The sequence below is a fragment of the Acinetobacter sp. FDAARGOS_724 genome (assembly GCF_013364475.1).
Classification (GTDB): domain Bacteria; phylum Pseudomonadota; class Gammaproteobacteria; order Pseudomonadales; family Moraxellaceae; genus Acinetobacter; species Acinetobacter variabilis.
The window spans coordinates 1,206,806-1,218,978 of sequence record NZ_CP054908.1 but is presented as its reverse complement, the minus strand read 5'-3'; the positions used below and the strand labels follow the sequence as shown (position 1 = coordinate 1,218,978).

General features: G+C 44.6%; 12 protein-coding genes and 1 pseudogene. 2 read left to right on the top strand and 11 right to left on the bottom strand.

Annotated features, from left to right (window positions below; genetic code table 11):
• Positions 1-5 precede the first annotated feature (5 nt).
• The 6 genes from panC to mazG all read right to left on the bottom strand — a co-directional run bounded on the left by panC (position 6) and on the right by mazG (position 5,012).
• Positions 6-854: a pantoate--beta-alanine ligase gene (gene panC / locus FOC32_RS07115; protein WP_005232104.1), complete on the bottom strand. Its 849-nt coding sequence runs from the start codon at positions 852-854 to the stop codon at positions 6-8.
• A gap of 1 nt (position 855) precedes the next feature.
• Complete coding sequence (gene panB, locus FOC32_RS07110) at positions 856-1,665, bottom strand: 3-methyl-2-oxobutanoate hydroxymethyltransferase (RefSeq protein WP_175966668.1); 810 nt, start codon at positions 1,663-1,665, stop codon at positions 856-858.
• A gap of 52 nt (positions 1,666-1,717) precedes the next feature.
• Positions 1,718-2,203: a 2-amino-4-hydroxy-6-hydroxymethyldihydropteridine diphosphokinase gene (gene folK, locus FOC32_RS07105; RefSeq protein WP_005232107.1), complete on the bottom strand. Its 486-nt coding sequence runs from the start codon at positions 2,201-2,203 to the stop codon at positions 1,718-1,720.
• The gene (gene pcnB / locus FOC32_RS07100) at positions 2,200-3,675 is read right to left on the bottom strand and encodes a polynucleotide adenylyltransferase PcnB (RefSeq protein ID WP_005232109.1); all 1,476 of its coding nucleotides are present in this window, start codon (positions 3,673-3,675) and stop codon (positions 2,200-2,202) included. Before pcnB ends, folK begins: the two co-directional genes overlap by 4 nt.
• 136 nt (positions 3,676-3,811) lie before the next feature.
• Complete coding sequence (locus tag FOC32_RS07095; protein ID WP_005232111.1) at positions 3,812-4,240, bottom strand: ComEA family DNA-binding protein; 429 nt, start codon at positions 4,238-4,240, stop codon at positions 3,812-3,814.
• Entirely contained in the window at positions 4,200-5,012 is an 813-nt protein-coding gene (gene mazG / locus FOC32_RS07090; RefSeq protein ID WP_005232113.1) for a nucleoside triphosphate pyrophosphohydrolase, read from the bottom strand. Before mazG ends, FOC32_RS07095 begins: the two co-directional genes overlap by 41 nt.
• An 89-nt stretch (positions 5,013-5,101) precedes the next feature.
• Between mazG and FOC32_RS07085 the strand changes: the two are divergent.
• A pseudogene (locus FOC32_RS07085) lies at positions 5,102-5,877 on the top strand (SDR family oxidoreductase).
• 25 nt (positions 5,878-5,902) lie between these two features.
• On the opposite strand, the gene FOC32_RS07080 reads toward FOC32_RS07085, so the two are convergent.
• Positions 5,903-6,523: a 4'-phosphopantetheinyl transferase family protein gene (locus FOC32_RS07080; RefSeq protein WP_051069686.1), complete on the bottom strand. Its 621-nt coding sequence runs from the start codon at positions 6,521-6,523 to the stop codon at positions 5,903-5,905.
• 353 nt (positions 6,524-6,876) lie between these two features.
• Here FOC32_RS07080 and FOC32_RS07075 point away from each other — a divergent pair, with 353 nt between their 5' ends.
• The gene (locus FOC32_RS07075; protein WP_228761287.1) at positions 6,877-7,356 is read left to right on the top strand and encodes a hypothetical protein; all 480 of its coding nucleotides are present in this window, start codon (positions 6,877-6,879) and stop codon (positions 7,354-7,356) included.
• Between the two features lie 56 nt (positions 7,357-7,412).
• On the opposite strand, the gene der is transcribed toward FOC32_RS07075, so the two are convergent.
• The 4 genes from der to hisS all read right to left on the bottom strand — a co-directional run bounded on the left by der (position 7,413) and on the right by hisS (position 12,171).
• The gene (gene der, locus FOC32_RS07070; protein ID WP_005232122.1) at positions 7,413-8,825 is read right to left on the bottom strand and encodes a ribosome biogenesis GTPase Der; all 1,413 of its coding nucleotides are present in this window, start codon (positions 8,823-8,825) and stop codon (positions 7,413-7,415) included.
• A 176-nt stretch (positions 8,826-9,001) separates the two neighbouring features.
• Positions 9,002-10,150 (bottom strand): outer membrane protein assembly factor BamB, encoded by a 1,149-nt coding sequence (bamB, locus tag FOC32_RS07065; protein ID WP_005232124.1) that lies wholly within the window; start codon positions 10,148-10,150, stop codon positions 9,002-9,004.
• Positions 10,147-10,845, bottom strand: coding sequence for a YfgM family protein (locus tag FOC32_RS07060; RefSeq protein ID WP_005232125.1), 699 nt, complete (start codon positions 10,843-10,845; stop codon positions 10,147-10,149). The genes bamB and FOC32_RS07060 overlap by 4 nt, the downstream gene beginning before the upstream one ends.
• Positions 10,846-10,875: 30 nt before the next feature.
• On the bottom strand, positions 10,876-12,171 hold the full coding sequence (gene hisS, locus FOC32_RS07055; RefSeq protein ID WP_005232127.1) for a histidine--tRNA ligase: 1,296 nt from the start codon (positions 12,169-12,171) through the stop codon (positions 10,876-10,878).
• Positions 12,172-12,173: the final 2 nt, after the last annotated feature.

Here is a 12,173-nt window from a genome sequence, read left to right as displayed (position 1 = left end):
TTTACTTATCCAGCTGCGTATTTGATCTGCAGATTATCAATCAGACGAGTTTTTCCTAATTTTGCCGCGATCAGAATCACGACATCCTGATTAAACTCATCAATTTTCTGTAATTCCGGTGTACGGGCTTCTACATAGTCCACTACCAGACCTGCATCTGTCAAAGTTTGGCGGATACCTGCCAGTGCTTCCTCCAAAGTTTTACCTGCATGTAACTGCTGCTCAGCAGTTTTCAGACTTTGAAAAATAACCGGTGCTGTCGCACGTTCCTGCTCGCTTAGATAGCCATTGCGTGAACTGAGTGCCAGACCATCTTCAGCACGGGCAATTGGTACACCAATCACTTCCAGCGGAATATTGAGGTCTTGAACAAACTGACGAATCACAGCCAGTTGCTGATAGTCTTTCTGACCAAAGAAGGCATAGTTGGGCTGAACAATATTAAATAATTTAGTCACCACGACCGCTACACCATCAAAATGACCTGGACGCTGTAAGCCGCACAGGTCATTGGTGATACCAGACACACTGATATTGGTTAGACGTGGCTTGTTACCATACATCTGCTCTACCGTTGGGGCAAAGACAATGTCACAACCTACATCTGCCAGTAACTGCTGATCCTGTTCTAAAGTACGTGGATAATTATCAAAATCTTCATTTGGTCCAAACTGGATCGGATTAACGAAAATACTCACAACAACGACATCACACAGTTTACGCGCCTCACGCACCAGATTCAGATGCCCCTGATGCAGGTTACCCATGGTCGGGACAAAACCAATAATTTTACGCGCAGAACGTGCAGGATTGAGCGAAGCAGATAATCCTTGGATGGTTGTTTCTGTTTTCATGTTACAACTCGACTTGGAATGTTTGTTCAGGTGCTGGGAATGAACCATCTAACACAGCCGCATGATAGGCCTTAAATGCATCCAGAATTGCAGTCGCACCAGACTGTTCTTTCATAAAGTTACGTACAAATTTTGCGGTGTGGCCAAAGGTCAGACCGAGCATGTCCTGAACGACCAGTACCTGACCATCAGTGGCTGCCCCTGCTCCAATGCCAATCACCGGAATATGCGGGAATAGTTCAGTAATTTCCTGACCCAATTGTGCAGGCACACATTCCAGTAACAACACTGCTGCACCGGCTTCAACCACCGCCTTACAGTCAGCAATCAGTTGATCGGCCGCTTCACGGGTACGAGCCTGTAGCTTATAGCCACCAAAGACATGCACCGACTGTGGAGTGAGACCCAAGTGAACACAGACTGGAATCCCGTTACGGGTTAGAATCTGAACGGTTTCCGCCAACCAGGTACCACCTTCCATCTTGACCATTTGTGCACCGGCTTGCATCACCGTTTTTGAGCTTTGTAACGCATCATTCAGAGTGGCATAACTCATAAATGGCAGATCAGTCATAATCAGTGCATGCTGATTGCCACGGCGAACCGCTGCGGTATGGTAAGCCATATCTTCTACAGTCACAGGCAAGGTTGAATCACGACCCTGAATCGACATACCCAAAGAGTCGCCAATCAGAATACTGTCAACTTCAGCAATTTCCATGGCTTTGGCCATACTGGCATCATAGCAAGTCAGGCAAGAAAATTTGCGTCCTTCCGCTTTATATCGTCTTAAATCACTGAGACTGATCATGAAGATGTTCCTCTATTATTGAAGTTCTCTCGAACATGCCAATAATTAAAAATTAAATATTTGCCCAATTCGTGCGATCAAAAACCCTTAAGGTTGATTGCTTGACGATGTCCAGGTCTTTTAATGTATTTCCATTGAGCTGCAAGTTGGCATCAATATCCAGTAATGGCACCAATACAAAATCACGTTCCAGCACGCCCACATGCGGTACGGTTAACCGTTCATTTTGAATCTGCTCATCACCGTAAATGAGCAGATCCAGATCCAAGGTACGCTCACCCCAATGGCGTAGACGTACACGCCCAGCCTCCTGTTCGAAGGTTTGCAAACGATCCAGCAGATCCAGCGGTGCTAGATCCGTAATTAACTGTACGACAGCATTAAAATAATTGGGCTGATCTTGTGGCCCCATAGGTGGGCTTTGATATAGATGCGAGGTTTTGACCTGTCCCAGACTTGCCAGCTTTTGCACGGCTTCAGCCAGAATCTGGCGTGAATCGCCCAGGTTACTTCCTAAACCGATATAGGTCACTGTCATTGTGTAGGCCCAAAAATAACCTGGCTTAAATCACGCTGCACCCGTTTACGCTTGGTAATTGGATGGTCTGCACCAATGTCACCGCTGGCACCGGCCGCCACATGAGAAACCGGTTTGCTACGCTCATTCTCAAATTTGGCTTTACGCGCACGACGGCTACGTGGTTCCGGCTCATTCACCAGAGGTTCAATCTCGGTTACTACATCTTGTGCAGCCAGACGCTGTTCCAGATGTTCTTCCTGAGAAGCCTTGCGACGGCTCTTGGCACGCTGACGATTATATTGGGCAATGGCACGCTCTTTTTCATCGCTGCTCATTTGCTGATAGGCTTCCCACCAACTTCCCATGCCCTGTGCAGTTTCATCGCCTGATTTTTCACGCAGCAACAAAAAGTCAAAGCCGGCACGGAAACGTGCATGACCTGATAATGCTTCAATTTGCTGTGGTTTTGGATTGAGCAAGCGGGTTTGCATTTCCCAGACTTCACGAATGAAAGTTTCCGCAAAGCGTGGAATCACGGTACGAGTGGCCTGACGTTTCAGTACATCCAGTCCTGCCTGCGCACGTGCTTCCGCCGGCACTACACCTTTGGACAGATAGAAATCACAGCGCTCCAGGAACGGTTGCCACAACAATACCGCATAGAAGAAAGCCGGGTTGATGGTCTTGCCAATTGAAATACGCTGATCGGTATTTTTCGCTGCCAGTTCAATAAATGCAGTAATGTTTGGTTTGATATCCGCAAACAGCTGACGCCAGATGCCAAAATCGATCAGCATTGGCATCACACGATTCAGATGTCCCATAGTGAATAGCTTTTGCGATTCATCATAGAGACGGTGTGGAGACACATCACGTAGAAGCTGGGTCATTTCCGGAGTGAAAATATCCAGAATGGCTTCATCAATACTGAAATTGAGTTTGGCTGCAAAACGTAAAGTTCGCAGCATCCGAACCGGATCTTCCTCAAATCTTAAAGTCGGATCACCCAGTAAACGCAGTGTTTTATGTTTAATATCATCTACTGCATTGCAAAAATCCAGCACGATACCTTTGCGTGGCTGATAATACATGGCATTGATTGAAAAATCTCGACGAGCAAAATCCTGCTCAATGGTGCCCCAGTTATTATCGCGCAGGATCATCCCTGCTGCAGAGGTCACCGCTTTTTTAGGAGGCGCACGGAAAGTTGCCACTTCAACCAGTTCACGGCCCGAATAGACATGCGCCAGCTCGAAACGTCGTCCGATAATCCGACAACGCCGTCCGAACACTTCTTTAACCTGAGCTGGTGTAGCATTGGTCACTGCATCGAAATCTTTGGGATTTAAACCCAGCATCAGATCCCGGACACCACCACCTACGATATAAGCTTCATAGCCTGCCTTAGTTAAGGCATCAATCACATCGAGAATATAAGAAGGTAATTGAGCGGTTGATAAACCACATTTTGACGCGCGCAAAGTTTGCAAAAGACGCTGTCTCCTACGTCTGAACGTAAAATTCTAAGATGACGCTAATCATATCGCTTACACCGCTAAAGGGCAATTTGATTATGTCATTCTCATGGTTCAGATGGATGGCTTATTTACGCTAAATTCAGCAGGGTTACAAAGCCAGTCTATCCTTGTTTTTGGCAAATAAGGCCGGCCCGATTCCTTTGACCTGTTGAATATCTTCAATTGTTTTAAATTTACCGTTTTTCTGCCGGTATTCAATGATCGCTTCCGCTTTCTTCTGCCCGATGCCATTTAACTGCTGTAACTGCTCGATACTGGCCTGATTCAAGCTAATTTTATCAGTAGCTGAAGAGGCGGATAATGCAGGTTTAGCCAGATAATGATTGTTTTCAGAAACGGGGGTAGCAGCAGCAATTTTCTTCTTCAGGCGTGCATCATGCTGCTGCTGACGTACTTTCCATTCTGCATAATCGGTTGCAGTTGCATGTACTGTTTCAATTGAAGTATAGGCCAGCCAAATGCCTAGCAGGACAGTATTAATCCATGCCGGACCTATGCGATGTTGTACTTTGTTCATGAGCGGCTCTTTGTTTTAATTCTAATTTGGCCTGTTCCCAGAGCTGATCCAATTCAGCCAATGACAGGCTTTCCAGGTTGAGTTGCTGTTGTTCTGCCTGATCTTCCATCAGGGCAAAGCGGGTCCGGAATTTATGGATTGTGCCCAATAATGCCATCTCGCTTGAGACACCAAGTTTACGACCAACATTCACCAGTGAAAATAAGCAGTCGCCAAATTCTTCGAGTATTTCATCGGAATTTTGTCCAGCAACGGCTTCTTTTAGCTCATCCAGTTCTTCTTCCAGCTTGCCATAGGCACCCGCGACATCTGGAAAATCAAAGCCGATTTTGGCGACATTTTTCTGGATCTCATCCGCCTGTTGCAGTGCGGGTGCATGCTTAACCTCATCCAAACGTGAACGTGGCTTACCCTGTTTTTCTTTCTGCTTGATTTCTTTCCAGAGCACCGAGACATCTTCAGGGCTCAGCTGTGCAAACTGTTCCGCCTGAAACACATGCGGATGACGACGGATCAGTTTATCGGTAATCGCCTGCACCACATCCTGAAAATCAAAAGCGCCCTGCTCGCTATACATTTGTGACTGAAATACGACCTGTAAGAGCAAATCACCCAGTTCATCCCGCACCTCATCAGCTTGGCCAGAACGCACCGCTGCTTCAACTTCATAGGCCTCCTCAATCGCATATTTGGTCAGAGATTCGGGAGTTTGCTGCCGATCCCATGGACATTTTTCACGTAACTCACGCATGACTTGGAGTAATTGTTCCACTGTAAAACCTCTTCTTTACCAAATAGCCGCATTATTTTGCCTGTTTCTTGCTATGCTCAAGAAAAAAAGACAATAAGGAGATCAAGCACATGCACAGTATATTGATTAGTGGTGCAGCACAAGGAATTGGTGCCGCGACAGCTAAGCTATTTTACCAGCAAGGTTATAAAGTCGGAATTTATGATATTAATCATGAACAGGCAGAACAATTGGCCCAGCAACTCGGTGAACATGCCAAAGCCGGCTTTCTGGATGTAACCGATTATACTTCATGGGAAAGAGCCTTATCTGAATTCGCATCCTGGGCCGGTGAAATCAATATTCTGGTAAATAACGCCGGAATTTTATATTCCGGTCCTTTTGAAGAAACCAATATTACAGATCACCATCGTACCCTTGACGTGAATATCAAAGGCGTCCTGAATAGCTGTCATGCTATGCTGCTTTGCCCTATTTAAAGCAGGCTTCCTTTGCTCGGGTCATTAACCTATCTTCAGCATCAGCGATTTATGGCCAAGCGGATCTGGCTTCCTATGCAACCAGCAAATTTGCGGTTCGTGGTTTGACTGAAGGCTTGGATATTGAATGGCAAAAATATAGCATTCGGGTATTCGATGTGATGCCGCTTTTTGTTAGCACTGCAATGGTGAAAGATATGCAGGCTGAAAGTATCAAAAAAATGGGCGTGCATCTAAAAGCTGAGGATGTAGTGCAGGATATTTTCAAACTGGCACAGCTAAAAGATTCAATTTGGCAAGTGACGCATCATCCGGTCGGATTCAAGAGTAAGTTTTTATTTCACTTATCTCGAATAAGTCCACAGTTCGTTAACCGGCTGAGTAATTTAATGATTGCCAAACAATAAGAAATATTTTGGGCTTACTCTACTTTTAAACAGCTTGATGAATCTGAATCGCTGGAAATCTTAGGCCTTTACAGGAATGCTCGCTTTGCCAGGCCACAGTGAGCATGCAACCCGCTAAGATATAGTTTTGATAGGCATAAATTCCAATTTCTGGATGTTCACAACGTCCTCCATCCTGATGTGGATGAATCTGGGTATTCAGCTCATTCAGGTTTATCCGGATTCCAAGTCCTGACGCTTTTAGGACTGCCTCCTTGGTGGTCCAGACTTTAAACCAGTATTCAGGATCATAATGTAATGCTTGCCACTGTTTCAGCTCTTCAGGATGAAAAGCATGTTGGGCTAAGGCTTCAAAACGTACATTTCGATTAAGTTCTTCGATATCGATCCCCAAATTCTGAATACTTTTGCTTGTTGCTAATGCATAGAAGTTTTGGCTATGAGTATGATTAAAGCCAAAGTCTGGATAGGCCGGAAGATAGGGTTTGCCGTATTCGGTGGCAGCAAAATCTGAAGACTGGACCGGTCGATTGAGTTGTTTTGAAAGTAACTGATTACGATAGTTATAAATTAATTGTTTACGCTGCTGAATATAGGTTTTCCGATCTAAGTCTTGTAAATGTCTAAATCGTGGTGCCAGCGCAATCCAATCAATATGAATAATAAACTTCAAAAATAGTCGCCCTTATAAAAAATGTTACTTTTAGGGCTTTCAGTATAAATCAACCTGATTGCCTCTCTGACAAACTATAGCTAATATCTTAAAATATATTTTAATAAAACTTAAATAAAACAATAAAATATACTGTAAATCAAAATAAATAATTGAGCTTTCAAGCTATTTTTAATTGAATAAAAAATAGTTACAATCCAACTACAATTTTATACATAGAAAAAACAGAGGGTCATATCTTTAAGCAAATCATACTCAGTACTGCAATTGCTGCACTATCATTTTCAACACAAGCTGGCTCTTGGCTAGAAGCTGCTACTGCAGTTATGGGAGCTAGAAACGGCGCAATCATGGATCAGGCTGAAGCAAATATGGAGCGTAGCCGCGCACAGGCGAATGCTGCTGTTGCACGTGCAGACCGTGCTTATGCTTCCAATTATAATAATGCTTCAAATCAAAATAACGGTGTCTACTCAACAACATACTTAAAAGGATTAGATTGTACAGATTTGGCAGTAGAAGCGCGCAGCTTTGAACGCACCTTAGAAGCAAGTCAAAATGCACTCAACCAGGCGAATGCTCAAGCCAATAATCCTGTTTCTAAATTGGCAGGTATTGCAAGTGGTGCATTATCTGCTTTTGCAGGTCAATCACAAACAGTTGCGCACGCAACTGAAATTACCAATGCTTTTACTGGCAATAACAATCAAAATAATATTGCTGCTTCTCAAGCCGATGCTGACGTAGCTTTAGCTAATCTTGAAAATATCCGTATTTATCAAAAAGCAAAAAAATGCTCAATCTAAAATATGAATAAATAAAAAAGCCTGCTTTTGCAGGCTTTTTTATTTAAATATGGCAATTAACCACGTTTAAATTTTTTCTCGGCTTTCTTGAATTTTTGTACATAACGACGGCGACGCGCAGCAGTACGTTCATCCAATTGTGACTTACGGCCTTCAAACGGGTTCTCTGAGGTTTTAAATTCAATTTTTACCGGTGTACCTTCAAGTTTGTACACTTTACGGAATACGTTTTCTAGGTAGCGGCGATAGTCCGCAGGTGTCTTATCTACCTTATTACCGTGAACCACGATGGTCGGTGGATTCTGTCCGCCCATATGCGCATAACGCATCTTGATACGACGACCTTGTACAGTAGGTGGTTGGTGCGCTTCAGTGGCATCATTCAGGATCTGGGTCAACTTCGCTGGTGATACTTTCAGATGTGAAGAATCATAAGCACGGTGAATCGATGGATACATCTCCCCGACCCCTGTACCATGTAACGCAGAAATCAGGTGGATTTTAGCCCAAGGAATAAAGTCAAAACGACGCTCTACATCGAGCTTACATTGTTTACGATCATATTCAGACATGTTGTCCCATTTATTGATCGCAATCACCATGGCACGGCCAGCTTCCAGCGCATAACCGATCAGGTGCAAGTCCTGCTCTACAATGCCTTCACGAGCATCCACCACGATCACCACTACGTGCGCGTCTTTCATCGCCTGTAAGGTTTTCACAATTGAGAATTTCTCAATCATTTCATCAACCTTACCTTTACGGCGTACCCCAGCGGTATCAATCAGGGTGTATTGACGACCATCACGCTCAAAAGGAATATAGATCGAGTCACGCGTCGTTCCTGGCTGGTCAAACGCTACAACACGCTCTTCACCCAATAGACGGTTTACCAGTGTCGATTTACCTACGTTTGGACGACCAATAATTGCAAGACGTAGACCAGTATTCTTGTCATGTTCTTCCGGACTTTCATCTTCAGGCACACCTTCAAGTACTTCTTCCAGCATTTGCTGTACGCCACGGCCGTGGCTGGCAGCAACCTGCATAGGCTCACCCATACCGAGTTTATAAAACTCAACCAGAGCAGCTTCAGCATGTACACCATCAACTTTGTTAGCTACAAGGAAAACTTTCTTGCCCAAAGTACGCAGTTCACGAGCGATCTGTTCATCAGATGCCAGTAATCCGGCACGTGCATCGACCACAAAAATGATCATGTCAGCTTCATGGATCGCGGTTTTAGACTGCTCAGCCATGTAGGAGTCAATACCACCTTCATTTTCACCGATACCACCGGTATCTACGACAATGAAAGATTTGTTTTGATAGATCGCATCACCATATTTACGGTCGCGTGTCAGACCTGCAAAGTCTGCCACCAATGCGTCACGGCTCTTGGTTATCTGGTTAAACAGAGTTGATTTTCCGACGTTCGGACGACCAATGAGCGCAATTACGGGTTTCATAGATTAACCTTTATTCAATATCAGGCTGTCTAAAAATGGCCTGAACATCAGAAAGTTTTGGAAGAAAAAGGGAATAGGATTAAAGCCTAAAATAAATAAAAACACGGGGCATTGAATATTCAATCACCCCGCGTAAAAAATACGGTTGGCTTATTTTAGCATAAGCCAAACAAAAATTAACGATTCTGCCAGATGCTTAATGCACCCTTGCGAGTCGAAACATAGAGCTGGTTGTCAATTACGCGTAAATGACGCACTTCACCAGAAGTTTTAGCACGGCCAATAATCTGTCCTGTTGATGGATCTAACAGGTGCAGTACTCCGTCCAGATCACCTACGACAAGTTCAGTTCCAAGCATTACCGGATTGCTCAGCTGACGATTCAACAACTGGTCATTTTCCCATAAAGGCTGGCCAGTGGTAATTTCATAAGCGCTGATTTTACCATCGGTTTGGGCAACAAACACGCCATTACCAACCACTTCCGGTCGCTGGATACTGCTAGCATCTTCACTCCAGATTACCTGTTGTGAAGCCAGATCAAATACAGTCACCTGACCTTGATAGCTAGTGGTCACAATAAACTGACCTGCTACGACAGGATCACCGTCAATATCGATCAAACGCTGAATGTCCGAACGACCATCAGAAATCGCAACACGGCGCTGCAATTTAGGCACACCACTTAGGGCATCGATTGCATAAATATAAGCATTTGAAGTCGCAATCAATACATTACGTGCATCTAAAGGCACTGGAGCCGCCATGCCACGCAGGCTAAACTGGACATTCGGTAAATCGTAGGTCCATACCTGAGCGCCTGAAGCCACTTCGTGGGCATATACAGTACCATCATTAGTAACAGTAATTACGCGACCTGCATGAACCAGTGAAGGCGCCAAAATGGCACCAGTCAATTGTGCAGTCCAGCGTTGTTCACCAGTCTGCTGATCTAGTGCGATCAGTTGGCCTTTATTACTGCCAACCACCACGATCCCATCAGCGGCTTCAACGCCAGAGCTTAAAGTATCTTTGCTGACTTTTTTCTGCCACAGGCGCTGCTTGCCATTAAAAGCAGTGACTTCACCCTTAGGGTCGATCGCAAATACGACTCCGTTATCCGCATCCAGACGTAAACGTAGCGGATCAGCCTTCTCTGTTGAAGAAACACTGGTCGAAAATACAGGAACAAGTGTTTTAGTCTGACTGATTTTTGGAAGTGGATTCGGTTTTACTTCTGGTACTTTATTGGTCTTACCCGCACAGCCAGCGAGTGCAAGAGTTAAAACAGTTAAAGCACAGGTGATTTTATATGTTCTGTTCATTCAGCTTCTTCCACTTGTGTTTCTATAATTGGGCGTTCGATTTCCGGGTCATCGACCAACACGCCTACGCTTTCGAGCTTAATTTGTAAAATTTGACGTTCTTCTTTACGTTCAATCAAAGCATCCCATGCACTTTGATATACTTTTTTGGCATTTTCAATATCATTTTTGGCAACATAGATATCGCCACGAGCTTCATCAGCGGTTGCTTTAAATGCAGGTTCAGTGACTGCATCTAAAGTTTTCAGGGCTGCATCATATTTTTTCTGTGCTAATTGTGCATAAGCCAGACGCAATTTAACAACCTGAACTAGGCCTTTATCGTCAACTTTAGAGTTTTCAACTTTTTGCAATGCTTTCTCAGCGGCAGCATAATCTTGCTTGTCATAAGCCAGTTTCGCCATGACCAGCTGGGTTTGAATCGCTTGGGCCGAATCCGGTGCTTCTTTAACAATCTTGTCTGCAGTTTCAGACAGCTTGGCAAAAGCATCACCATCTGCAGCCTGTGCTTCATCCATCAATTGCTGAACCTTGGCAGTCTGCATTTGCGATTCTGCCAAGTTTTTCTTCTGCCAATATTCCCATCCGAAAAAGGCAATCAGCGCAACCAGAATCCCGATAATGATCGAAGAACCATACTTCTTCGTGAAGGATTTCAAACTTTCAAGTTGTTCATCATCAGTCATTGCGCTCATGCGATTACCTTTTTCCTAATGTTTTATCGATTATTTTGAAGAAATTTTAGTACTGAAAAATGCGACAAAGTCAGCAAATGGCACAGTAGATTGCTCTGCAGTCGCCAGCTCTTTCACCGTAAAGCTTTGTGTTTCAAGTTCACGCTCACCGATAATGGCTGCATATAAAGCACCGGCCTGATCGGCTTTTTTCATTTGCGATTTCATTGAACCCTGAGAGCCGACTTTCAGACGAATATTACTGCCTGCAGCTTCCAATTGATCACGAATCTGTTCAGCCAATACCAGTGCTTTACCTTGAGAAGCAGGATCGGCAACCAGGAATACTTCGCAATCACGTACTGGCGTATTGTCTTCCACCTGTTCCAGGAGAAGCAATAATCGCTCCATCCCCATCGCGAAACCAACTGCAGGCACAGATTGATCCGCTTTGCCTTTCAATTGACCGACCAAGCCATCATAACGACCACCAGCACACACAGTACCTTGCGAACCTAAGTGAGTAGTGGTCCATTCAAATACGGTTTTGTTATAGTAGTCCAGACCACGTACCAGTTTCTGATTGATGACGAAGCTAATACCGGCATCTGACAAATACTGTTGTAACTGGTTAAAGTGTGCCAGTGTTTCTTCACCCATAAAGTCGTGAAGTTTTGGCGCATTTTCTAGAATGCTTTGAGTTTTGGCATCTTTGGAATCCAGAATACGCAGCGGATTAGTCGTCAGACGACGTTGAGAATCTTCATCCAGATCCGCTTTATGCGCTTGCAGGAACTCTACCAGTGCCGCACGATACGCTGCACGTTCATCAGACTCGCCCAGTGTATTCAGTTCAAGTTGAACTTTGTCAGCAACGCTCATACGTTTCCAAAGGCGCGCAGTCATCAGAATCAGCTCTGCATCTTGATCAGGTGTTGCCACACCAAAGGTTTCCACACCAAACTGGTGGAACTGACGATAACGGCCTTTTTGCGGTTTTTCATAACGGAACATCGGTCCGATATACCACACTTTCGGTGTTGCACCACGAAGCAGGTTATGTTCCAGCATCGCACGTACACAGCCCGCTGTTCCTTCAGGACGTAAAGTCAGAGACTCAGGCGGATTACCTTTGTCCAGGAAGGTGTACATTTCTTTTTCAACGATATCTGTGGCATCACCGATCGAACGTTTAAACAGATTGGTCTGTTCAACCATCGGCAAACGGATCTGTTGATAGCCATAGGCATCCATCAGACCTGACAGATGCTGTTCAAGACGTCTCCAAGCTGGGGTTTGCGTTGGGAGAATGTCATTAAAACCTTTGATTGCGACGATTGAACTCATGA

Excerpts from the sequence above, each read along its gene's own strand:
- panC (WP_005232104.1), bottom strand. The coding sequence starts at position 854 with ATGAAAACAGAAACAACCATCCAAGGATTATCTGCTTCGCTCAATCCT.
- panB (WP_175966668.1), bottom strand. The coding sequence starts at position 1,665 with ATGATCAGTCTCAGTGATTTAAGACGATATAAAGCGGAAGGACGCAAA.
- folK (WP_005232107.1), bottom strand. The coding sequence starts at position 2,203 with ATGACAGTGACCTATATCGGTTTAGGAAGTAACCTGGGCGATTCACGC.
- FOC32_RS07095 (WP_005232111.1), bottom strand. The coding sequence starts at position 4,240 with ATGAACAAAGTACAACATCGCATAGGTCCGGCATGGATTAATACTGTC.
- FOC32_RS07075 (WP_228761287.1), top strand. The coding sequence starts at position 6,877 with ATGGGAGCTAGAAACGGCGCAATCATGGATCAGGCTGAAGCAAATATG.
- der (WP_005232122.1), bottom strand. The coding sequence starts at position 8,825 with ATGAAACCCGTAATTGCGCTCATTGGTCGTCCGAACGTCGGAAAATCA.
- bamB (WP_005232124.1), bottom strand. The coding sequence starts at position 10,150 with ATGAACAGAACATATAAAATCACCTGTGCTTTAACTGTTTTAACTCTT.
- FOC32_RS07060 (WP_005232125.1), bottom strand. The coding sequence starts at position 10,845 with ATGAGCGCAATGACTGATGATGAACAACTTGAAAGTTTGAAATCCTTC.
- hisS (WP_005232127.1), bottom strand. The coding sequence starts at position 12,171 with ATGAGTTCAATCGTCGCAATCAAAGGTTTTAATGACATTCTCCCAACG.